We start from the raw sequence: 21,477 nt of genomic DNA, 5'->3' as shown, positions 1-21,477 counted from the left end.
TAATAAAAGACTTTAACATTAAGAACTGTAAACGTCTGATTTTACTTTAATCTTCGGTGTTTGAGAGCTTTTGTACTGTTATTTTAGAGAGATTTGTTTTTTTTGAATAGTAAAGGATATAATCTGCTTTTAAGATTTAATATTTGCCTTGTGGGATAAGAAGTTTATTGTTATATGAAGATTTATAAATGATACTTCTTGACTTTATTAAACAAAAAAAACCCCTTTTAATAGTCGTCAAAAGGGGGGGGTGAGATTGTTTTTTATGTATTATAGTGGAATGTTTCCGTGTTTTCTTTTCGGTGCATCTACTACTTTATTTTCTAACATAGAGAAACCTTTTATCAGCTTGCGACGTGTTTGGTTTGGAAGAATAACTTCATCTATAAAACCACGTTCTGCTGCGCGATAAGGATTTGCGAATTTTTCTGCATATTCCGACTCTTTCTCTAATAGTTTTGCTGCTGGGTCTGCTGCTTCTGAAATTTCTTTTTTAAAGATGATTTCACTAGCTCCTTTTGCTCCCATAACTGCAATTTCAGCAGTTGGCCAAGCAAAGTTTAAATCAGCTCCAATGTGTTTAGAGTTCATAACATCATATGCTCCTCCGTAAGCTTTACGAGTAATAACAGTCACTTTTGGAACAGTTGCTTCACTTAATGCATACAATAGTTTTGCTCCATGAACAATAATTCCATTCCATTCTTGATCAGTACCTGGTAAGAATCCTGGTACATCTACTAATACTAATAATGGAATATTGAACGCATCGCAAAAACGTGTAAAACGAGCTGCTTTAATTGAGCTGTTTACATCTAAACATCCCGCTAAAAACATTGGGTTGTTCGCTACAATACCAATGCTTCGGCCTCCTAATCGAGCAAAACCCACAACAATATTTTCTGCAAAGTCTTTATGTATTTCAAAGAAAGAATCTTCATCAATAATGTTGTTGATTACTTCTTTCATGTCATAAGGTTTGTTAGCATTTTCTGGTACAATGCTATCTAATTCCATGCGGTATTCTTCTCCAAGTTCAAATGGTAAACTCTGAGCAAATTCCGTATTGTTTTGCGGTAAATATGAAAGTAGTTTCTTAACATCTTCTAAGCAAGCTACGTCATTCGGTGAAGTAGTGTGGGCAACACCTGACTTTGTAGAATGTGTACTTGCTCCACCTAATTCTTCTGAAGTAACAGTTTCATTAGTAACGGTTTTTACAACATTAGGGCCAGTTACAAACATATAACTAGAACCTTCAACCATCATGGTAAAATCGGTCATAGCTGGCGAATATACTGCTCCACCCGCACAAGGTCCCATGATAGCAGAAATTTGAGGAATAACCCCTGATGACTGTACGTTTTTATGAAAGATATCCGCATATCCTCCTAATGAACGAACTCCTTCTTGAATACGTGCTCCACCTGAGTCGTTTAATCCAATCATTGGAGCTCCCATTTTTAAAGCCATATCCATTACTTTGCAAATTTTCTCTGCATGTGTTTCCGATAGGGCTCCACCAAACACAGTGAAATCTTGAGCGAAAATATATACTAGACGACCGTTTATAGTTCCATAACCTGTTACTACTCCGTCTCCTAGATATACTTCTTTTTGCATGTTGAAATCAGTAGTTCTGTGCGTAACCAACATACCAACCTCTTCAAAAGAACCTTCATCCATTAGATACTCAATACGTTCTCTAGCAGTAAGTTTTCCTTTTTCGTGTTGTTTGTGTATCCTTTTCTCTCCACCACCTAAATGGGCTTGAGTAATTTTATCTTGTAATGTTTTTATTTTCGATTCCATAATTATTAGTTTGGTAGGCGAAGTTGTTTTTTATCTTCCAAATACTGTTTGTAAGCAATATAAGCAGCTATTTCAGCTTCTTCTGCTCTCTGAGCTTTTAATAATTCAGCGCTGTAGTATTTTTTTACGAAATTCGTATCAAATTGTCCTGATTGAAAAGCTGGGTGTTCCATAACAAACTTACCAAATGGTAAGGTTGTTTCAATACCTTTTACCTTGTAGTTTTTAATAGCTTCAACCATTAATTGAATAGCTTCCTCACGGGTTTTTCCATAGGTAATTAGTTTTGCTAACATTGGGTCGTAGTAAATAGGAACATCCATTCCTTCTTCTATTCCATTGTCAACTCTAATTCCTTTTCCTACAGGTAATTGGTATACTTCAAGATTTCCAACACTTGGCATGAAATCGTCCAAAGGGTCTTCTGCATAGATACGCAATTCGATTGCGTGTCCATTTATTTTTAAGTCTTCTTGTGTGAAAGGTAATTTTTCTCCACGAGCTACTCTGATTTGCATTTCTACTAAATCCATTCCAGTGATAAGTTCTGTAACAGGATGTTCAACTTGAAGACGAGTGTTCATCTCTAAGAAATAGAAATTTTTATTTTCATCTAAAAGGAACTCAACTGTACCAGCTCCTACATAATTACAAGATGCGGCTACCTTAACAGCAGCTTCTCCCATTTTTTGACGAATTTCAGTTGTTAAAGCTGTTGATGGTGCTTCTTCAACTACTTTTTGATGACGACGTTGTACGCTACATTCTCTTTCAAATAAATGCACAATATTTCCATGTTCATCTGCTAAGACTTGTATTTCAATATGTTTAGGAGCTCCTATGTATTTTTCAATAAATACAGAACCATCTCCGAAAGCCGAAGTTGCTTCTGATATGGCTCTTTGCATTTGTGATTCAAATTCACCTTCATTTTCAACAATACGCATTCCTTTTCCACCACCTCCAGCTGCTGCTTTTATAAGTACCGGAAATCCGATTTCAACAGCTACTCTTTTGGCTTTAGTTACATCGGTGATAGCCTCATCTAATCCTGGTACCATTGGAATGTCGTAATTCTTAACTGTTTCTTTTGCAGCTAATTTGTTACCCATTACATCTATAGCGTGAGCTTTGGGACCTATAAAGATAATTCCGTTTTTAGCACAAGCTTCCGAGAAACGTGCGTTTTCACTTAAAAATCCATATCCTGGATGTATTGCATCTACTTGAAGTTGTTTGGCTACTTCGATAATCTTATCTCCTAATAAGTATGATTGGCTAGAAGGTGCTTCTCCAATACATACTGCTTCATCTGCTAATTTAACATGTGGAGCATTACGGTCTACAGTTGAATAAACAGCTACAGTTTTAATACCCATTTTACGTGCTGTCGTCATAATACGAACAGCAATTTCGCCTCTATTGGCAATTAATATCTTTTTCATGGTTTATTCAAATTCAATTAGCAACTGGCCCTTATCTACAGTGTCTCCTTTGGAAACATTTATAGATTTGATTATTCCTGCTCGTGGAGAACTTAGATTGTTTTCCATTTTCATCGCTTCTAAGATTAACAAGTTATCATTCTCAGCTACTTCTTGCCCTACACTAACATTTATGTCAAGTATTAGTCCTGGCATTGGTGCTTTAACCGAATTAACTTGTTTAGCATTTGCTAATGAGAAACCCAATTGATTAATTAATTGGTCAAGATTATTTTGAATTTTTACTTGATAATTGTTCCCGTTTACGGCTATAGTATAGCTTCGATCGTCAAACTGCTCTGAGACGATTTCAGCTTTAAAAGACTGATTGTTTTTTAAAACGTGTAGGTTCTTTTTGTCAATGCGAACAAGGTCTATATTTTGGTTGTCGAATTCTGAACTTTCCAAAACTAAATCTGAATTGACTTTTAATTGATATGAATCATTCATTTTAAGGTTTTTTAACGGTGCGTAAATATACTTATTTGACTATGATATAAACAAGTGAAGCTTAGTATTTAACGAACTAGCACCACTTTTAATAAAAAAAGCATTGTAATGATTCGATTACAATGCTTTTTGTTTTATTCTTCTGATTCTTTTAAAGAATTCCAACCTTGTGCCTTTAAAGGTATTTTAGTGTTTGCTCGAGTCACTATGTGAACACCTTCGCTTTCTTGTGTCATATGACCAATAATTGATAGGTTGGGGTTGCCTTTTATTTTTTCAAAATCCCCCATTTTAATAGTGAACAATAGTTCATAATCCTCACCTCCATTAATAGCGATAGTTGTACTATCTATATTAAACTCTTCACACGTATTTATAAATTGTGGATCTAAAGGTAGTTTGTCTTCGTAAAGATTACAGCCTACTTTTGATTGAGTACACAGATGCATAATTTCAGAAGACAATCCGTCTGATATATCAATCATAGATGTTGGTTTTACATCTAGTTCTTCTAAAAGTTTTTTGATATCTGTTCTTGCTTCTGGTTTTAATTGTCTTTCGATTAAGTATTCATAAGCTTCTAAATCTGGTTGACTGTTTGGGTTTACTAAATAAACTTGTTTTTCGCGTTCAAGTATCTGTAATCCCATATAAGCAGCACCTATGTCACCTGTTACGACTAATAAGTCTGTGTCTTGAGCGCCATCTCTATAAATCAGCTCTTCTTCATCTGCTACACCTATTGCTGTAATGCTAATAATAAGTCCTTTTTGTGAAGAGGTGGTGTCTCCTCCGATTACATCAACTTTGTAAAAGTTGGAAGCCAATGTAATACCTTCATATAGTTCCTCAAGGGCTTCTAGTGGAAATCGGTTTGAAACAGCTAGTGATACAGTTATCTGCGTTGGAGTTGCATTCATGGCACAAATGTCTGAAATATTTGCAACCACAGCTTTGTAACCAAGATGTTTAAGAGGCATATAGGCTAAGTCAAAATGAACTCCCTCTATTAATAAGTCAGTAGATATAACCGTCTTTTTATCTTTAAAATTCAATACAGCAGCGTCATCACCTATCCCTTTTGTGGTTGATTCTTGTTGGATTTTTAGATTTTTTGTCAAATGTTGTATTAATCCAAATTCACCTAGTTGAGATAGGTCCGTTTTAGATTGGTTTTTATTTTCAATCATTGTAATTTTTGTTGTATTAAGAAGCAAATAGGCAAAATAACAAAGATTGTAATATGTTACTTTCTTTGCTTCTTTGCCTACTGTTCTTTAGTTTTTTAAATTATGTTTTATAACGCTGGTCTCTCAAATCGTTTGAAATAGCCATTGTATGTATTAAAGTCAGTTGCTAGTTTCTGAAAATATTCCTTATCACTAGCTTCAGCGATTAATATCATTTGTCTATAGGTTTCAATTTCTTTCATGATTTCCATTGCATATTCGTTTTGTGCTTGTAAATCTAGACCTTTATAATAGTTTAGTTTTTCCTGATATTTAATCGCTAATTGGTCGATTAAAGTCCTTGCTTTTTGTTTATCACCAACTTGGTAATATGTTTCAACGAATGGGTCAATAAGTTGATAATAACCGTAATGTTCTAAAGGCATGTTTGTCATGGCTAAGTCGGCTATGTTTTTAGCTTTGTCTAGTTTGTCTTCTTGTATTAATTTCTCTGCTAAACGAGCGAGATTAATACGATATTGTAAGCTATTTCTTCTTGTTTGTGGATCATGATAAATTTGGTCACTTCCCATATTGCCCCAGTACCAATTCATTACTGTTTTGTACATACGGTCAGCGTCAATAGAACCCATGTCTATAGGGTGGTTGCTAGGACCTTGTTCAGCTTTAATTGGAACGAGTTTGTAAACTAAACCATTTAGTTGAAGGTAGTCTTTCATCCATAAGAAGTCTTCATCACCCATTGCTCCTCCAGAGAAGTAGATCGGTCTTTCCCAATTATTGTTTGCGATAATTTCTAACATCATCACACGCATTTTGTATAAGAAAGGGTCTTTGATATCAACGTCTAAGTATGGTAGAATTTGATCATGTAAGTAATCAGAAACTATATTGTTTTTAACAATAACTGTGCTGTCTACTGGTATTCTTATTTTGCTAGTAGGAGCTAATTGAAGTTCCTGACCTGATTCCATCATTCTCTTAGTTTTTGGATCGTTAGATTTTATAAAGTCTAAGAAAAGCTTGATGTCGATTCGTTCATTAGTCATTTCCTGGATTAGCACTACATCCCTAGTTCCTCCAACGTATTGGTCGTGCGTAAAGTTGATCGGCATAGGAGCTGATTCATAGGCTTGTACTTTCATTTGGTCGATGTACCAATCTTGTTGAAATAAACTAGTACAAACAATACGGACGTCTGTTCTGTAACCTTCAATTTCTTGGACATACCACAGTGGGAAAGTATCGTTATCACCTATGGTGAATAAAATAGCGTTTTCATCACAAGAGTCTAAATAAGCGCGTGCATTCGCAAGAGCTGTATATCTGTTAGAACGATCGTGATCATCCCAGTTTTGTGAAGCCATTAAAAGTGGAGCGGCCAATAAAGAAACTGCTACAACAGCAGGTCCTGCGATTCTAGGTGATAGGTATTTCTTTAATCCGTCATAGATAGCATATACACCAAAACCAATCCAGATGGCAAAAACCAAGAAAGATGCTACAACTGCGTAGTCTCGTTCACGAGGTTCGAAAGGTCTTTCGTTAAGGAATATCTTAAGAGCAAAACTCGTGAAGAGGAACAATGCTAAAATAACATAGAAGGTTTTTGGATCCTTTCTGAAATGAAATATAAATCCAATAAGACCTAGTATGAAAGGTAAGAAGAAGTAAGTATTTCTTCCTTTATTATTCATAACATCTGAAGGTAGATTGTCTTGTGAGCCAAGTCTAATTTCATCTAGAAACTTAATACCACTTATCCAATTTCCATTTTCATTGTCATAATTTCCTTGTATATCGTTTTGTCTACCAACAAAATTCCACATTAAATATCTCCAATACATATATCCGAATTGATAATCGAACATATAACTCATGTTGTCGGCAAAAGATGGTTTTTCAATAATTAGATATTCTCCAAGTTGGTCAAAAAATTTGTCTAGCCCATCCAGTCCTATATCTCCGGATGCTAATGCTTGGCGAACCCCAGTAACTATCTCTACAAGTTCAGGGTCTTGAGAATAGTTAGGGTTTATATGGAAATTAGGTACTTTTGAGAAACGCATATAGTTAATACGATGACTAGTGTCTTTGCTCCACATTCTCGGCATAAAGCCTTTTTGGTTGCTGTCGTAATTCTGTTCTGCGTTTTTATAGTTGTTTATGATTACATATTTACCTGTTTTATAATCACGTTCATAGTTTGGTTTTGCGTCTATGTATGGATTTTCTTTGTCAAGTCCGGTATATTTTGCTGTGTAAAACGCATCATATACAATGCTCTCAGAACCATATTGCTCACGATTGTAATAAGCTAGAAGTTCAGCGGCATCCGATGGTCTATTTTCATTGATAATTACATTGGCGTTGGAACGAATAGGTAACATAATCCACGATGATAATCCTATTAGGATAAAAATTATAGATAGAATAATTGTGTTTGCCAATGGCTTGTTTTTTTGCTTAGTATATCTTAAGGAGAATATAAAGAAAGATACTATAAGTAAAAATGTGAAGATTGTACCAGAGTTAAAAGGTAAACCTATAGAGTTGACCATGAAAATCTCTGTTTTTCCAAATAGTGCTAGAGCATATGGGAAAAGAAATTTGAATACAAAGAACAATATAGCAACAACAACAACATTTGCAACTATGAAATTTAAAATGGTTACTTTAGGGTAACGTTTAAAGTAGTATAAAAAACCTATTGAAGGTATTGTAAGAAGTGCCATTAAGTGAACACCGAAAGAGAAACCAATAATTAAAGCAATTAATAAAAGCCAACGGTTTCCTCTAGGTTTGTCAATGTCTTCAATCCATTTAAGCCCTAACCAAAGCAGAGTAGAAATAAGTAGGGTGGCAGTTGCATATACTTCTGCTTCAACGGCACTGAACCAAAAGCTATCAGAAAAAGTAAAGGCTAAAGCACCAACAGCAGCACTTCCAATTACAGCGAAAGCATTGTTGGAGTTAAACTCTGTATAACTACTTACGATTTTTTTTAGTAAATGAGTAATAGACCAAAAAAGAAAAAGTATGGTAAATGCACTAGAGACTACTGCGACCATATTCACCATTAAAGCAACCTTTTCAGGTGAGGCGGCAAATATAGAGAAAAAGGCTCCGAGCATTTGATAAAGTGGTGCTCCTGGAGGGTGGCCTACTTGTAGTTTAGCAGATGTTGCAATATATTCTCCGGCATCCCAGAAACTAACTGTAGGTTCTACTGTCAAGGAATATGTGATAAGAGCTATAAGAAATACAGACCAACCTACAATTAAATCCCACTTTTTAAAGTTAAATGAAGACATAAATAATTAAATACTTGAATTTATATTAAATGTGTGAAGATACAAATAAACTTATTTTTTTTGGCACAGTAAAAAAAAATGTAGTTTTTAATTTTTTCAGCACAAAAGTTTGGAAGATTAAAAAAATGTGCTACTTTTGCATCCGCATTACCGAAGTATTTACTTCAAGAGTGCAAGGTTAATGGCCTATGGTGTAATGGTAACACAGCTGATTTTGGTTCAGTCGTTCTAGGTTCGAGTCCTAGTAGGCCAACAAAAAGATCCTTTTTTATTAAAGGGTCTTTTTTTATAAGATTATGAATGCCAGTTTTAATTGGCCTATGGTGTAATGGTAACACAGCTGATTTTGGTTCAGTCGTTCTAGGTTCGAGTCCTAGTAGGCCAACAAGAGTCCTTTTGTATAAACAGAAGGACTTTTTTTATGGAATAAATTCAAGGAGATTTTTTAAGAAGCTGGCCGTGATAATCCTTGTTGTGAAGATTTCTAAGTTTAGAAATAAATAATATTATTACTTGAGTCCATAGTAGTTCTTGTTGATTTGTTAAGCTACTAGTGCTCTCTTGTAGAAAAGATAAGGCTTTGACGTCTTATGTAGGTTGTATAAGCAACATTTGTCCCGTGGGTATATGGACTTACCTCGTTCAGAGTACGTTCAGAATACGGTTATACTACGCTTAAGAGTAGAAGCATCCATACTTGATCTATGCTTCATCCCTAAGGAAGCTAAGAAGGAAGCTAAGAAGGAAGTTATAATTAAAGCATAATCACAGTAGAATGAAAATAGCTCTTTTTATTTCTTTATAAGGGATTTAAAAGACCGGTCTTATTGTAAAGATAGAGTAGGATTTAGTAGTGTTATTAGAAAGCGACCTTCTAAATAAAATGTTTGGAAGGTCGCTTCTAGGTATTATAAACCTTTAAAATTTGCTTTTCTCTTTTCTAAAAATGCAGTGGTTCCTTCTTTAAAGTCTTCAGTTGCGAAGCATTCTCCAAAGCTTTTGATCTCTTCGTGAAAACCGTTTACTCCATCTTTAAAGTTGGCATTAATTGATTTGATGGCTTTAGCAATAGCTGTAGGAGAATTGTTGGCAATTTTTTTAGCTAAATCTTTTGTGAAGCTCAAGAGATTTTCCTGTTCTACTACATGGTTCACCAATCCATAATTCTTTGCAGTTTCAGCATCTATCATGGATGCAGTCATAATCATTTCCATAGCGCGTCCTTTACCAATCAATTGTGGTAAACGCTGCGTTCCTCCATATCCTGGAATGACACCAAGAGTTACCTCTGGTAATCCCATTTTTGCGTTAGTAGAAGCAACTCTGAAATCGGATGCCATAGCTAGTTCTAGTCCACCTCCAAGAGCAAATCCATTAACGGCTGCGATTACAGGTTTTCCAAGGTTCTGTACATAGTCAAATAACAATTCTTGCCCTTTTGCAGCTAATTGTGACCCTTCGCTTGAATTGAAACTTGCAAACTCCGAAATATCTGCTCCTGCAACAAATGCTTTTTCTCCAGAACCTGTTAAGATGATAACACGAACAGATTTGTCGTTTTCTAATGCTTTTAAAGCTTGGTGCAGTTCTTCTATTGTCGCCTTGTTTAATGCATTTAGTTTTGTAGGTCTGTTAATTGTGATAATGGCGATTTGTTCTTCTTTATCAACTAAAATGTTCTCAAAATTCATAATATTATTCTAGGTGTTAATAATGGGTAGATTGACATAGAAGGTTGTTCCTTCATCTTTGTTAGATTCAAAGCTAATCGTACCACCATAATTTTCTACTATATTTTTAATAATTCCCAACCCTAATCCCATTCCGCTTGTTTTGGTGGTGAATTTAGGTTCGAAAATACGATTTTTATTTTCAATACTAATTCCTATTCCGTTATCTTTTACTTGAATCTGGGCCCAGTTATCTTTTTTGTGTATAGATACAATGATTTTTGGATCTGCTTTTTCTTCTGGAATTGCTTGAATAGCGTTTTTAACCAAATTTGTAATTATTCTGATTAATTGTGTTCTATCCATCTTTGAGATGATTTCTTCGTCACTATATTCAAAATGAATATAATCTTCATTGAAAATTTCTAATCCAAGTTGTACAATTTTTACAATATTCAGCATTTCACTTTGTTGAGCCGGCATGGAAGCAAAGTTCGAAAAAGCTGTTGCAACAGAACTCATAGTGTCTATTTGTTGTATTAGTGTATCGGAATAGTCGTTTATTTTTTGACGAATATTGGGGTCGTTGGGGTCGAATCTTCTTTGGAAACTTTGAACAGTTAATCGCATAGGGGTTAGCGGATTCTTGATTTCATGAGCTACTTGTTTAGCCATTTCTCTCCAAGCCTGTTCTCTTTCACTCTGAGCTAGTTTATCGGCACTTACTTCAAGTTTGTCAACCATTTCATTATAAGCTTGTATGAGTGAGTTGATTTCCTTGCTGGATGAAGTTGCTCCTATTTTTTCGTTTTTGTGGTCAAGTTGCGTACTAGTCATTTTAATACTAATTGACTTTAAGCTTTTGGTGATATAGTTGGATAAGAAATACGCAATTGTGATAGACATTAATAGCATAAAAATATATACTTGTCCGAATTTGATTAAGAAGTTTTGTATTTCGTTTTCATAGAATTCTGTTTCTTCTAAATAGGGGATTTTTAAGATTCCCAGTGGTTTAAAACGGCTGTCTTTCAGATAAGAATAGGCTGTTCGATAGCGTTTGTCATCAACTATTTTTAAATCAACGAACCTTTTGTTTTGAGAGGATTGTAGAATCTTTATGATAGTCGGGGATATGGGAGTCTGTTGCTCGTCTATAGAAAAACGACCTTTAGAAGAAATTAGCAAATTACCGTTTAGGTCATTGATGTTGATTTCAGTGCTATGAATAGTTGCTAACTCATGTATTTTACTTTTGAATATCAGTGGTAGATTTTCGGTTGTAAGTGGATAAGTTGTTGTACTTAAAATAAAGTTTATGTGTTCGTTTATAGCATTTTCTTTTCGCTCTAATCGATCTTGATGATATCCTCTGGCTTCTTTTTTAAATTGATAAACAGATACAGCTGCTATCAATACGGAAGAGATTAGTGTTAGAAAGATTAGGGATAAAAAAATTCTATTTCGCAAAGAGAAATTCTTTAATATAAATTCTTCTTTCATTGGTTGATTTTTCGCTCTCTTAATTTTTTATATAACTTATATCCAAGCATTAATAGAAAGATAAAGCATAGAATTCCAATAACTCCAAATATCCAATTAATTGCATTTTTTAAAATTACTAAAAAAACTACTGCAAATAAAATTACTGTAGCACCTTCATTCCAAAGTCTAAAGAAATTCGATGTTTTCTCAAGTTTGTTTTTGCTGATTTGAGAAACGAATTGTTGACATTTTATGTGATATATAAAAAGTAATAAGACGAAGAGGAGTTTTACATGCATCCACGGTTGGGATAGAAAATGAGGCATAACGATGAGTAGCCCTATTCCAAAAGCAGTAGCTAGAATCGCAGCCGGCCATGTTATTATATACCATAATCTCTCTGTCATGAGACGGAGTTGTTCTGAAAGTATTTCTTTCTTTGGTTCATGTTGTGTTTGTGCTTCTGCATAATACACAAAAAGACGTACGATATAGAAAAGACCTGCAAACCAGCAGACGATAAAAATGATGTGTAATGCTTTTAGATATAGGTAAGCCATAGTTTTACGCTTTGTTTTGCCATTCTTTAATCCATGTTGCTAAAGCAGCTGCCCATTGGTCGTCGTCATTTAAACAAGGTATGGTTTTGAATTCCGTTCCACCGTGTTTTAAAAATTCATCTGCTGCTTCCATGCCTATTTCTTCTAGGGTTTCTAAACAATCAGCTACAAAGGCAGGGGTGATTACTGCTATTTTTTTAGTGCCATTTTCCGCTAGATTATTAATAGTAATATCTGTTGGAGGTTGTAACCATTTGTCTAAACCTAATCTAGATTGAAATGAGTTAGTGTATTTTTCTTCGGGGATTTGTAATGTAGCCACAACTTGTTTAGTGGTCTCTAAGCACTGGTGACGGTAGCAAAACTCATATGCTTTAGAGAGGGTATTGCAACAAGATTGGTCAATTTTGCAATGTTGTTTTGTTATATCTGACTTTTTAATATGACGTTCCGGTACTCCATGATAAGAGAACACAATATGGTCGTATTCAAAACCCTTTAGATGATTTTTAATAGATTGAGCTAAAGCATCAATATATTCCGGTTTGTTATAGAAAGCTGGTAAGCTGGTAATTTTCATATTTGAAAAATGCTTGATGCGTAATTGCTCAGCTAAAACATTAATCGTTTCCGTAGTTGCCATAGCGAACTGTGGATATAGGGGAATCATCAAAACGTCGGTTACTCCTTTGTTTTTAAGTTCTTCTAGTCCTGTTTTGATAGACGGTTCTCCGTAGCGCATAGCCAATGAGATTGGTAGGTCTGTCAAGGATTGTACTTTGCTTTGTAACCTTTGGGATAGTACTATTAATGGAGAGCCTTCTTCCCACCATATTTTTTGATAGGCAGCGGCTGATTTTTTTGGTCTTGTGTTCAAAATAATCCCTTTTACTACAAACGCACGCAAGAGATAAGGCATATCTATAACACGTTCATCCATTAAGAATTCGTCTAGATATGGTTTGACATCTTTCGCGGTTGGACTTTGTGGCGATCCTAAGTTTACTAATAATATCCCTTTCATGTTTTAAGTGTTTGTTTAAAGATTTGGAGTTATAGACATCAGATATTTTTTAGGTGTAGTACCGTACTTTTTCTTAAAAGCTGCTATAAAATGACTGGCGGAACTATAACCTATTTTTAAGCCAACTTCTGTTACGTTGTAGTTGCCTTGGTCTAATAATTTTCTAGCATATTCCATTTTGTAGTCAAATAAAAAACCATAAACGGTATCTCCATAAACCTGCTTGAAACCTAGTTTAAGCTTTTTTATATTTACGCCAACTTCATCTGCTAAATCTTGTAATGTTGGTGGTTCAGCCATTCGTAATATAATAATGTCTTTGGCGTTTTTAATTTTAATTACGTCGTCTTCATCAGATAAGAATGGACAGTTTTCTGCATTTTGATCCTCATTTCTATTAAAAAATAAACTTAGTAGTTCAAAAGTCTTTCCTTTTAAATACAGATTTTTGAGTGAGGGATTTATAGTGTTGTTGAAAATTTGATTTAACACGATTGCCATTGAGGGTGATATAGCTTCTTCTGCATAGTATTTCTTATTTTTATTTTCTTCATTTAAAAAACCGATAAATTCAGCTTCGGATGAAAACAAACCGTGAAATTTAGTGATTGAAATAAAGATAGAAACTACCCAAGAGTTATCCTCAATATCTAAAAGAACAGGAAGTTTTTTTTCTGGGTTGTAAAGTATCATGGCTTTATCTTCAGTAAGAGGTAAGATGTAGTTGCCTTGATTGAAGCTAAAATTGGCGTTACCACGTAATGCGAAATAAAATTGAATAATTCCTAGCTCCATATTTTGTTCAAAACGGAAATTGTCTCCTGTTTTTGTTTCAAATCTATGAAGGGTAAAACCTTCCGTTATTTTAATTTCTTCGTGAGTACCCATAGCGTTGTTTTTTATTTTTGATATGATACTTTTTAAACATATGTTATTTAGAATAAGTCTATATAAGGATGCTTTAAAGCCTTAGTATGACTGCAAAATTACTTTTTTTAATTGAAAACCAAACCTTTTAACCGTATATTCTTGTAGCGTTACAAATAGTCCTTGTAGCGTTGTTTTTATAGATACTTAAATAATACATTTGTGTACTTTTTAGAAATAGTGCATGAATATGGAAAATTTGAATAAGGTGAAAACGAGTACTTTTTACGTAGTCGGACTAAATTATCAGAAGGCAGATGCAGAGATTAGAGGGAAGTTTAGCCTTGGAGAGTTTTCCAAAGAGGGCCTATTAAAGCAAGCCAAAGAAGAAGGTATACCTAGCTTAATTATTATTTCAACTTGTAATAGAACTGAATTATATGGATTTGCTCAACATCCATTTGAATTGATAAAGTTGTTGTGTGACCACAGTAATGGTACTGTAGATGATTTTCAGAAAGTAGCTTATGTTCATAAAAACAACGATGCTATTCATCATCTTTTCCGCGTTGGAACTGGACTTGATAGTCAAATACTTGGTGATTTTGAGATTATAGGTCAGATTAAGAGCGGATTTATACAGTCAAAAGCACTAGGGTTAACAACAAATTACTTTGAACGTTTAATTAATGCAGTTATTCAGGCGAGTAAACGTATTAAGAATGAAACGGAAATAAGTTCAGGTGCTACTTCGGTTTCTTTTGCATCTGTACAGTATATAATGGAGCATGTTCAAGATGTTTTTTCTAAAAACATAGTGTTGTTTGGAACGGGGAAAATAGGTAGAAATACTTGTGAAAACTTAGTTAAGCACACTAAAAATGATCATATTACTTTAATAAATAGAACTAGAGATAAGGCTGTTGAAGTAGCCGGTAAGTTTAATTTGATTGTCAAGGATTTTGAAGATTTAGAAGAGGAGGTTGGAAAAGCGGATGTTTTAATTGTGGCAACAGGGGCTTCTTTACCAACTATTTCTAAGTCTATTCTGAAAAATGATAAACCTTTATTGATTCTAGATTTATCTATACCTAGAAATGTTGACTTGAATGTAGAAGAATGTAATGGTATTCAGTTAATTCATTTGGATTATTTATCACAAATGACAGATAAGACACTAGATCGCAGAAAACAATTTATTCCACAAGCAGAAACTATCATTGATGAAGTGAAATCGGAGTTCATTGAATGGACAAAAATGAGAAAGTTTGCGCCTACAATTCATGCGTTGAAATCAAAGTTAGAGTTGATAAAAGAAAATGAATTAAATTACCAAAGAAAAAAAATAGAAAACTTCGACGAGCAACAAGCGGAATTGATCAGTATGCGTATTATCCAGAAAATTACTACGCAATTTGCTAACCATTTAAGACATGAAGATACTGTTGTTGATTCAAGTATTGAGTGGATTGAAAAAGTTTTCCAAATAGAAACGATAAGTCATGAGTAAGGTTATAAGAATAGGTACCCGCGATAGTGAATTAGCACTTTGGCAAGCCAATACAGTTGCAAGCGCATTGAATGGGCTAGGGGTAAAGACAGAAATAATAGCTGTAAAATCAGAAGGAGATTTGGTTTTAGATAAACCTTTATATGAAATGGGTATTACAGGAATATTTACCAAGACCCTTGATGTAGCTATGTTACAGGGGAAGGTTGATATAGCTGTTCACTCTATGAAAGACGTTCCAACTGCTTTACCTCAAGGAATAGTACAAGCTGCTGTTTTGAAAAGATCGAGTGCTATTGATATATTGTTGCATAAGGGTAATTTGTCTTTTTTGGAAGAACAAGAGGCTACTGTAGCTACAGGGAGTTTAAGAAGAAAAGCGCAATGGCTGCATAGATATCCAAAACATAACCTAGTTGATTTGAGAGGGAATGTGAATACTAGAATGCAAAAACTTCAAGATAATGATTGGAATGCGGCTGTTTTTGCATCTGCTGGATTGGATAGAATAGGAAAGAAGCCAGCTAATAGTATCGATTTGGATTGGATGATTCCTGCACCAGCTCAAGGAGCAATGGTTGTCGTTGCTTTGGCTGATGATGAGTTTACTTTACAGACACTGAGATCGCTGAATGATTTCGAAGCCGAGATGACCACTCATATTGAGCGTCAGTTTTTGAGAACTTTAGAAGGAGGCTGTTCTGCACCTATTGGAGCTTATGCTAGTTATAATGAAAAGGAAGATACTATTCGATTACAAGGAGTATTGTTGTCTTTAGATGGTACTGAAAAGTATGATTATGATAAGACAGTGTCTATTGAAGAATGGAAAAAACTCGGTTTTTTTGCAGCAAAAGAAATATTGGATAATGGAGGAGCTGATTTAATGCAGCGGCTAAGAAGCCAATTGAAATAAAATTATGGATACACCTATAGTTGTTTCTACAAGAGTTTTGAATGAAGAGCATCGAGCTATACTAGAAGGTGTAAACATCTCATTGGTTGAATGTGATTTTATATCTGTTTCACCAATAGACTTTCAGATATCTGAACTTAATGAATTTCTTTTGTTTACTAGTCAGAATGCTGTTCGAAGTGTTTTAAAACATAAGGATATAGCTGTTTTAAAATCAAAGTTGAGTTTTTGTGTTGGAGTAAAAACTAAAGAGCTTCTTGAAAAAAGTGGATGGAAAGTAGTTGCTTGGGCAGATTATGCTAAGGAATTAGCTCCTATTCTAATAAAGTCTTTTTCTACAAATAGTATATCGTTTTTTAATGGTAATCTAAGAAGCGAAGTTTTGCCGAACGCATTTAATGGTGTGAATGTGAAATTCAATGAGTTTCAAGTATATCAAACCGACTTAACTCCGATTGCACTATCTCAAAAACCTCATGGTATTTGCTTTTATAGTCCATCTGGAGTAGATAGTTATTTGAAAGAAAATAAGATTACTGATGAGGTTTGTTTTTGTATAGGTGATACTACTGCGGAAGCTTTAAAGAACAATACTAATAAAATAATATTAGCAAAACAACCAACCATAGAAAAAACGTTACAAGCTTGTGTAACCTATTATAAATAATTTCAGGATACTATATTGATAGTTAAAGCTATTCAGATATTTTAACTGAGAACTTAAATACTTAGATGAAATGATAAAAAATGATTTGTTCTTAAGAGCTTTAAAGGGAGAGACTGTTGAACGCCCACCAGTATGGATGATGCGTCAAGCGGGTAGATACTTACCAGAATTCCGTGCCCTACGAGATAAATATGATTTTTTTACGCGTTGTAGGATGCCTGAAATTGCAGCTGAGATAACAGTGCAACCAATCAGAATAGTTAAACCAGATGCTGCGATTTTATTTTCAGATATTTTGGTGGTTCCTCAAGCGATGGGAATTGACGTAGAAATGAGACCAGATATAGGTCCATGGATACCGAACCCTATTCGTTCTGCAAAAGATGTTGAACAAGTTCGTATTCCTAATATAGAGGAAACACTTGGCTATGTAATGGAAGCTATTAAAGTAACAAAAGAAATGTTGAATGATGAAGTTCCTTTAATAGGGTTCGCAGGTTCACCATGGACTATTTTTTGTTACGCAGTTCAAGGAAAAGGATCTAAGAATTTTGATTTAGCCAAAGCGATGTGTTTTTCACAACCTGAAGCTTCACATGCTTTATTGCAGAAAATAACGGATACTACTATTTTGTATTTAAAAGAAAAAGTTAGAGCAGGAGTAGATGCTGTACAGATTTTTGATTCTTGGGGAGGTATGTTATCTCCTGTAGATTATCAAGAGTTCTCATGGCAATACATGAATCAGATAGTTGAGGCATTGGCGGATAGTGTTCCGGTGATTGTGTTTGGAAAGGGATGTTGGTTTGCATTACCAGAAATGGCACAGTCTAAGGCGTCTGCTATTGGTGTAGATTGGACATGTAGTCCAAAACATGCTCGTTTATTTACAGGAGGAGAGAAAACACTACAAGGTAATTTTGACCCAAGCCGTTTGATGTCGCCGATTCCAACGATTAAGAAGATGGTGCATGAAATGATTGATGAGTTTGGAAAAGACAAGTATGTCGTTAACCTGGGACATGGAATTTTACCACATATCCCTGTTGATCATGCTAAAGCTTTTATCGATGCAGTGAAGGAATATAGAGCTCCGTTATCCTATTAATATTATTTTATAGCGTATGTTAAGTAAAGGAATGCAAAATGAACAAGATCAACGTATCAACTCTATTTTGGAGAAATTGATGACTTTAACATTTGTTCCTAATCCTGAAGGAATTCAGAATATTGAAGTGTATCTACATAAATTAGGTATGTCTTTTAAAGATTTAAAAGAATTTTCGTCTGAAAAATTAAATGCTCATCTGCGAAAATTTAATTTCGGATGGGATCATTTCGAACGTTTTGCAGATTTACTTTTAGTGTGGTCTTCTAATGAAGGACTTCTAGGTTTTAAAGAGAAGGCAAAAGGAATGTATCTCTATATTCAGTCTGAGAGTAAATCTTTTTCTTTTGAAATTATGAATAAGATTAATCAACTGTAATGATGGGTATGAAAGAGCGTTTTTATAAATACATACAACAGTTACAAGAAGAGATTACTGCTGCATTAGAAAAGGTTGATGGTTCAGCAACATTCAAAGAAGATATTTGGGATCGACCAGGTGGTGGGGGTGGAAGAACTCGCGTTATTGAAAATGGTGCTGTGTTTGAAAAGGGAGGAGTTAATATTTCTGCTGTTCACGGTGTTTTGCCAGATACTATGCAAAAAGCTTTTAATGTTGGTGATGTGGACTTCTTTGCTTGTGGACTTAGTTTAGTTATTCATCCTAATAATCCGATGGTGCCTACTGTTCATGCGAATTGGCGTTATTTTGAAATGTACGATAAGCAAGGGGTTAAAGTGGGTTCGTGGTTTGGCGGTGGACAAGATTTAACACCTTATTACCTGTTTGAAGAGGATGCAATTCATTTTCATACAGTTTGTAAATCGGCCTGCGATAAGCATCATCCTGACTTTTATTCTAAATACAAAAAAGTATGTGATGAATATTTTTGGAATTCTCATCGCGAAGAAGCTCGTGGCGTAGGTGGTTTGTTTTTTGATCATCTTCAAGAAACTTCAGAAATGACAATGGATAATTGGTGTGATTTCGTTAGAGAAGTGGGGGATAGTTTTCTAAAATCGTATATCCCTATTGTAGAGAGACGAAAGGATATGTCATTTACAGAAGAGAACAGAACTTGGCAAGAGATTCGAAGAGGGCGATATGTTGAGTTTAACTTAGTTCATGATAAAGGTACTTTGTTCGGACTCAAAACGAATGGTCGTATCGAGTCTATTTTAATGAGTTTACCTCCTCGCGTGCAATGGGTATATGATCATCATCCTGAAATTGATTCTGAAGAAGAGAAGTTACTAGAAGTTTTAAGAAAACCAGTTGATTGGGTTTGATTAGCTATCAGCCGTCAGCTAACAGCTTAGAGCTGACGGCTGATAGCTGGCTAAATAGGGAAATTTAGATTAAGATAATCGAACAGATTAAGTTATGAGAGATTTCAAAAAGTTGTTAGTTTGGGAAAAAAGTCATGAACTCACTTTAGAAGTATATCGTGTGTTAAAAACATTTCCTAAAGAAGAGTTATTTAGTTTAGTTAGTCAAATGAAAAGGTCTGTGAGCTCTATTCCTACAAATATTGTTGAAGGTGCAGGGAGAAGAACGGATAAAGACTTTGCAAGATTCTTGTCTATTTCGTATGGTTCTACAAATAAATTAGAATATCAAATTATTTTAAGTGTTGATTTAGGGTCTTTAGAAAGACAAAAAGGAGAGGAATTGATTGGAAGAATTCAAGAGATAAGAAAAATGCTTCATGGATTTATGAGTGCATTAAGTGAAAGATAAATAATTAGCATTCAGCTGACAGCTATCAGCATTCAGCCAATAGCTCATAGCTGAAACCTGATGGCTGAAACCTTATAAAATATAAAAATATGTTTCCAATACAAAGAGGAAGAAGATTAAGAACCAATGAAGCAATACGTAGTTTGGTTCGAGAAACAATAGTTACTCCTTCGGATTTTATGTTTCCTATGTTCATCGCAGAAGGAACTAATGTACAAGAGGCGATACCTTCTATGCCAGGAATGTTTAGAAGGTCGGTTGATTTAACGGTTAAAGAAGTAAAGGAGCTTTATGCTTTAGGTATTAGAGCGATAAATATTTATGTAAAAGTTAATGACTCTTTGAAAGATAATGCGGGAATAGAGGCTTGGAACCCAAATGGATTAATGCAAACAGCAATTAAAGCTATAAAAGATGCATGTCCAGAAATGGTTATAATGCCTGATGTGGCATTGGATCCTTATTCAATCTATGGGCATGATGGGATTGTTGAAAAAGGAGTAGTCTTAAATGATGAGACGGTGGATGCTTTGACGAGGATGAGTGTTTCTCATGCGGCGGCGGGTGCAGATTTTGTTGCTCCAAGTGATATGATGGATGGAAGAGTGTTGCGTATTCGAGAAGCTTTAGACAAGTCTGGTTATACAGATGTAGGTATTATGAGTTATTCTGCAAAATATGCTTCAGCTTTTTATGGACCTTTTAGAGATGCTTTGGATAGTGCACCTGTAGATAATAAGGAAATCCCAAAAGACAAGAAGACATATCAAATGGATTATGCCAATAGGATTGAAGCGATAAAAGAAGCGATTTATGATGTTGAAGAAGGGGCTGATATTGTAATGGTTAAACCAGGAATAGCGTATTTGGATATAGTACGTGAGGTTAAAGACGCAGTAAATGTTCCTGTTGCAGTTTTTCAAGTATCTGGAGAATATGCAATGGTTAAAGCAGCATCCGAAAGAGGATGGTTAGATCATGATTTAATTATGATGGAACAACTAATGTGTATAAAAAGAGCAGGAGCTAGTATCATTTCTACCTATTTTGCCAAGGAAGCGGCACAGTTTTTAAATAAATAAAAGCAGTATTATAGTGGGGCAGTTGCTTCACTAATTGTTTAGTTTTGTAAGAAACAAACAACAAAATGAAAACAACAATTAAGTGGATATCATCATTAGCCTTGGTGTTAGCTTTATTTTCTTGTGGTAAAACCAAGGAAGTAGAAGTGGATCCGAGTACTTTGGTGGAAGAGAAAAAACTTTCAGAATTAGAAATGAAACAACTTGGACAAAAGTTGTTTAATGGAAAAGGAACTTGTAATGCGTGTCATCAATCAGACAGTAAAGGAGTGGGGCCGAGTGTTAAGGAAGTAGTAAGGATTTACGATGAACACAAAGCAAGTATCGTAACTTTCTTGAAAGGGGAAGGGGAGCCTATAGTCGATCCAAAACAATTTATGGTAATGCAAGCTAACTTTGTTATTACTAAAAAGATGACAAATCAAGAATTACAAGCGATAGAAGTTTATATGAGAAGTTTGTAATGGCAAAAATAAATGTAAAAGTAAAATGCTTTGGGCTATCCTTTTAAGGATAGCCTTTTTTTGATTACTCTAACAGAGTTGTAAAGAAGAAAATATGAATAGTGTTGTTATGTTTTCTCTTTCGAGTAAATCA

General features: G+C 34.6%; 20 protein-coding genes and 2 tRNA genes. 12 read left to right on the top strand and 10 right to left on the bottom strand.

Translation table 11 applies throughout. From position 1 onward, the window contains the following. Positions 1-270 precede the first annotated feature (270 nt). The 5 genes from BM024_RS09550 to BM024_RS09530 all read right to left on the bottom strand — a co-directional run bounded on the left by BM024_RS09550 (position 271) and on the right by BM024_RS09530 (position 8,250). The gene (locus tag BM024_RS09550; RefSeq protein WP_090679627.1) at positions 271-1,812 is read right to left on the bottom strand and encodes an acyl-CoA carboxylase subunit beta; all 1,542 of its coding nucleotides are present in this window, start codon (positions 1,810-1,812) and stop codon (positions 271-273) included. Between the two features lie 5 nt (positions 1,813-1,817). After that, the gene (gene accC, locus BM024_RS09545) at positions 1,818-3,257 is read right to left on the bottom strand and encodes an acetyl-CoA carboxylase biotin carboxylase subunit (RefSeq protein ID WP_090679625.1); all 1,440 of its coding nucleotides are present in this window, start codon (positions 3,255-3,257) and stop codon (positions 1,818-1,820) included. Between the two features lie 3 nt (positions 3,258-3,260). After that, positions 3,261-3,746 (bottom strand): acyl-CoA carboxylase biotin carboxyl carrier protein subunit, encoded by a 486-nt coding sequence (locus BM024_RS09540; protein WP_090679623.1) that lies wholly within the window; start codon positions 3,744-3,746, stop codon positions 3,261-3,263. Between the two features lie 134 nt (positions 3,747-3,880). Beyond that, complete coding sequence (gene thiL, locus BM024_RS09535; protein WP_090679621.1) at positions 3,881-4,936, bottom strand: thiamine-phosphate kinase; 1,056 nt, start codon at positions 4,934-4,936, stop codon at positions 3,881-3,883. A gap of 107 nt (positions 4,937-5,043) precedes the next feature. Continuing rightward, complete coding sequence (locus BM024_RS09530; RefSeq protein WP_090679619.1) at positions 5,044-8,250, bottom strand: glycosyltransferase family 117 protein; 3,207 nt, start codon at positions 8,248-8,250, stop codon at positions 5,044-5,046. Positions 8,251-8,432: 182 nt separating this feature from the next. Here BM024_RS09530 and BM024_RS09525 point away from each other — a divergent pair. The 3 genes from BM024_RS09525 (at position 8,433) to BM024_RS13740 (ending at position 9,015) form a co-directional block, all read left to right on the top strand. Beyond that, a tRNA-Gln gene (locus tag BM024_RS09525) sits at positions 8,433-8,503 on the top strand. A 61-nt stretch (positions 8,504-8,564) separates the two neighbouring features. Further along, positions 8,565-8,635: transfer RNA gene (locus BM024_RS09520), tRNA-Gln, on the top strand. A gap of 227 nt (positions 8,636-8,862) precedes the next feature. After that, a complete protein-coding gene (locus tag BM024_RS13740; RefSeq protein ID WP_218148709.1) occupies positions 8,863-9,015 on the top strand; it encodes a hypothetical protein in 153 nt (50 codons plus the stop codon). Positions 9,016-9,158: 143 nt separating this feature from the next. On the opposite strand, the gene BM024_RS09515 is transcribed toward BM024_RS13740, so the two are convergent. Genes BM024_RS09515 through BM024_RS09495 form a run of 5 tightly spaced genes read right to left on the bottom strand, consistent with a single transcriptional unit; the run spans position 9,159 to position 13,877 of the window. Continuing rightward, positions 9,159-9,941, bottom strand: a complete 783-nt coding sequence (locus BM024_RS09515) for an enoyl-CoA hydratase/isomerase family protein (protein WP_090679617.1) — start codon at positions 9,939-9,941, stop codon at positions 9,159-9,161. Positions 9,942-9,950: 9 nt separating this feature from the next. Then, entirely contained in the window at positions 9,951-11,423 is a 1,473-nt protein-coding gene (locus BM024_RS09510; protein WP_090679615.1) for a sensor histidine kinase, read from the bottom strand. After that, positions 11,420-11,965 (bottom strand): CopD family protein, encoded by a 546-nt coding sequence (locus BM024_RS09505; RefSeq protein WP_090679612.1) that lies wholly within the window; start codon positions 11,963-11,965, stop codon positions 11,420-11,422. The genes BM024_RS09510 and BM024_RS09505 overlap by 4 nt, the downstream gene beginning before the upstream one ends. A 4-nt stretch (positions 11,966-11,969) precedes the next feature. Continuing rightward, on the bottom strand, positions 11,970-12,989 hold the full coding sequence (gene hemH / locus BM024_RS09500; protein ID WP_090679611.1) for a ferrochelatase: 1,020 nt from the start codon (positions 12,987-12,989) through the stop codon (positions 11,970-11,972). A gap of 15 nt (positions 12,990-13,004) precedes the next feature. Next, a complete protein-coding gene (locus tag BM024_RS09495; RefSeq protein ID WP_090679609.1) occupies positions 13,005-13,877 on the bottom strand; it encodes an AraC family transcriptional regulator in 873 nt (290 codons plus the stop codon). 229 nt (positions 13,878-14,106) lie between these two features. Here BM024_RS09495 and hemA point away from each other — a divergent pair, with 229 nt between their 5' ends. The 9 genes from hemA (at position 14,107) to BM024_RS09450 (ending at position 21,344) form a co-directional block, all read left to right on the top strand. Next, positions 14,107-15,366, top strand: coding sequence for a glutamyl-tRNA reductase (gene hemA, locus BM024_RS09490; protein WP_090679650.1), 1,260 nt, complete (start codon positions 14,107-14,109; stop codon positions 15,364-15,366). Next, positions 15,359-16,282: a hydroxymethylbilane synthase gene (gene hemC, locus BM024_RS09485; protein ID WP_090679607.1), complete on the top strand. Its 924-nt coding sequence runs from the start codon at positions 15,359-15,361 to the stop codon at positions 16,280-16,282. The genes hemA and hemC overlap by 8 nt, the downstream gene beginning before the upstream one ends. Positions 16,283-16,286: 4 nt before the next feature. Next, positions 16,287-16,949 carry a uroporphyrinogen-III synthase gene (locus tag BM024_RS09480; RefSeq protein ID WP_245753882.1) on the top strand — a complete coding sequence of 221 codons (663 nt, stop codon included), beginning with the start codon at positions 16,287-16,289 and terminating at the stop codon, positions 16,947-16,949. 70 nt (positions 16,950-17,019) lie between these two features. After that, positions 17,020-18,057 (top strand): uroporphyrinogen decarboxylase, encoded by a 1,038-nt coding sequence (gene hemE / locus BM024_RS09475; RefSeq protein WP_090679604.1) that lies wholly within the window; start codon positions 17,020-17,022, stop codon positions 18,055-18,057. A gap of 16 nt (positions 18,058-18,073) precedes the next feature. Further along, positions 18,074-18,436, top strand: coding sequence for a hypothetical protein (locus BM024_RS09470; protein WP_090679603.1), 363 nt, complete (start codon positions 18,074-18,076; stop codon positions 18,434-18,436). An 8-nt stretch (positions 18,437-18,444) separates the two neighbouring features. Continuing rightward, positions 18,445-19,347 carry an oxygen-dependent coproporphyrinogen oxidase gene (gene hemF / locus BM024_RS09465; protein WP_090679648.1) on the top strand — a complete coding sequence of 301 codons (903 nt, stop codon included), beginning with the start codon at positions 18,445-18,447 and terminating at the stop codon, positions 19,345-19,347. 94 nt (positions 19,348-19,441) lie between these two features. Next, the gene (locus BM024_RS09460) at positions 19,442-19,798 is read left to right on the top strand and encodes a four helix bundle protein (protein ID WP_090679601.1); all 357 of its coding nucleotides are present in this window, start codon (positions 19,442-19,444) and stop codon (positions 19,796-19,798) included. An 89-nt stretch (positions 19,799-19,887) separates the two neighbouring features. Further along, positions 19,888-20,880 carry a porphobilinogen synthase gene (hemB, locus tag BM024_RS09455; RefSeq protein ID WP_090679599.1) on the top strand — a complete coding sequence of 331 codons (993 nt, stop codon included), beginning with the start codon at positions 19,888-19,890 and terminating at the stop codon, positions 20,878-20,880. Positions 20,881-20,945: 65 nt separating this feature from the next. Continuing rightward, positions 20,946-21,344 carry a c-type cytochrome gene (locus BM024_RS09450; RefSeq protein ID WP_090679597.1) on the top strand — a complete coding sequence of 133 codons (399 nt, stop codon included), beginning with the start codon at positions 20,946-20,948 and terminating at the stop codon, positions 21,342-21,344. Positions 21,345-21,477: the final 133 nt, after the last annotated feature.

This window comes from Myroides guanonis, from assembly GCF_900114085.1.
Taxonomy (GTDB): Bacteria; Bacteroidota; Bacteroidia; order Flavobacteriales; family Flavobacteriaceae; genus Flavobacterium; species Flavobacterium guanonis.
The sequence above is the reverse complement of the archived record's forward strand: the minus strand, read 5'-3'. Positions and strand labels throughout refer to the sequence as shown.

What these genes read in the sequence shown, in the direction of transcription:
- BM024_RS09550 (WP_090679627.1), bottom strand. Translation starts at nt 1,812, where the DNA reads ATGGAATCGAAAATAAAAACATTACAAGATAAAATTACTCAAGCCCAT.
- accC (WP_090679625.1), bottom strand. Translation starts at nt 3,257, where the DNA reads ATGAAAAAGATATTAATTGCCAATAGAGGCGAAATTGCTGTTCGTATT.
- BM024_RS09540 (WP_090679623.1), bottom strand. Translation starts at nt 3,746, where the DNA reads ATGAATGATTCATATCAATTAAAAGTCAATTCAGATTTAGTTTTGGAA.
- thiL (WP_090679621.1), bottom strand. Translation starts at nt 4,936, where the DNA reads ATGATTGAAAATAAAAACCAATCTAAAACGGACCTATCTCAACTAGGT.
- BM024_RS09530 (WP_090679619.1), bottom strand. Translation starts at nt 8,250, where the DNA reads ATGTCTTCATTTAACTTTAAAAAGTGGGATTTAATTGTAGGTTGGTCT.
- BM024_RS09515 (WP_090679617.1), bottom strand. Translation starts at nt 9,941, where the DNA reads ATGAATTTTGAGAACATTTTAGTTGATAAAGAAGAACAAATCGCCATT.
- BM024_RS09510 (WP_090679615.1), bottom strand. Translation starts at nt 11,423, where the DNA reads ATGAAAGAAGAATTTATATTAAAGAATTTCTCTTTGCGAAATAGAATT.
- BM024_RS09505 (WP_090679612.1), bottom strand. Translation starts at nt 11,965, where the DNA reads ATGGCTTACCTATATCTAAAAGCATTACACATCATTTTTATCGTCTGC.
- hemH (WP_090679611.1), bottom strand. Translation starts at nt 12,989, where the DNA reads ATGAAAGGGATATTATTAGTAAACTTAGGATCGCCACAAAGTCCAACC.
- BM024_RS09495 (WP_090679609.1), bottom strand. Translation starts at nt 13,877, where the DNA reads ATGGGTACTCACGAAGAAATTAAAATAACGGAAGGTTTTACCCTTCAT.
- hemA (WP_090679650.1), top strand. Translation starts at nt 14,107, where the DNA reads ATGGAAAATTTGAATAAGGTGAAAACGAGTACTTTTTACGTAGTCGGA.
- hemC (WP_090679607.1), top strand. Translation starts at nt 15,359, where the DNA reads ATGAGTAAGGTTATAAGAATAGGTACCCGCGATAGTGAATTAGCACTT.
- BM024_RS09480 (WP_245753882.1), top strand. Translation starts at nt 16,287, where the DNA reads ATGGATACACCTATAGTTGTTTCTACAAGAGTTTTGAATGAAGAGCAT.
- hemE (WP_090679604.1), top strand. Translation starts at nt 17,020, where the DNA reads ATGATAAAAAATGATTTGTTCTTAAGAGCTTTAAAGGGAGAGACTGTT.
- BM024_RS09470 (WP_090679603.1), top strand. Translation starts at nt 18,074, where the DNA reads ATGTTAAGTAAAGGAATGCAAAATGAACAAGATCAACGTATCAACTCT.
- hemF (WP_090679648.1), top strand. Translation starts at nt 18,445, where the DNA reads ATGAAAGAGCGTTTTTATAAATACATACAACAGTTACAAGAAGAGATT.
- BM024_RS09460 (WP_090679601.1), top strand. Translation starts at nt 19,442, where the DNA reads ATGAGAGATTTCAAAAAGTTGTTAGTTTGGGAAAAAAGTCATGAACTC.
- hemB (WP_090679599.1), top strand. Translation starts at nt 19,888, where the DNA reads ATGTTTCCAATACAAAGAGGAAGAAGATTAAGAACCAATGAAGCAATA.
- BM024_RS09450 (WP_090679597.1), top strand. Translation starts at nt 20,946, where the DNA reads ATGAAAACAACAATTAAGTGGATATCATCATTAGCCTTGGTGTTAGCT.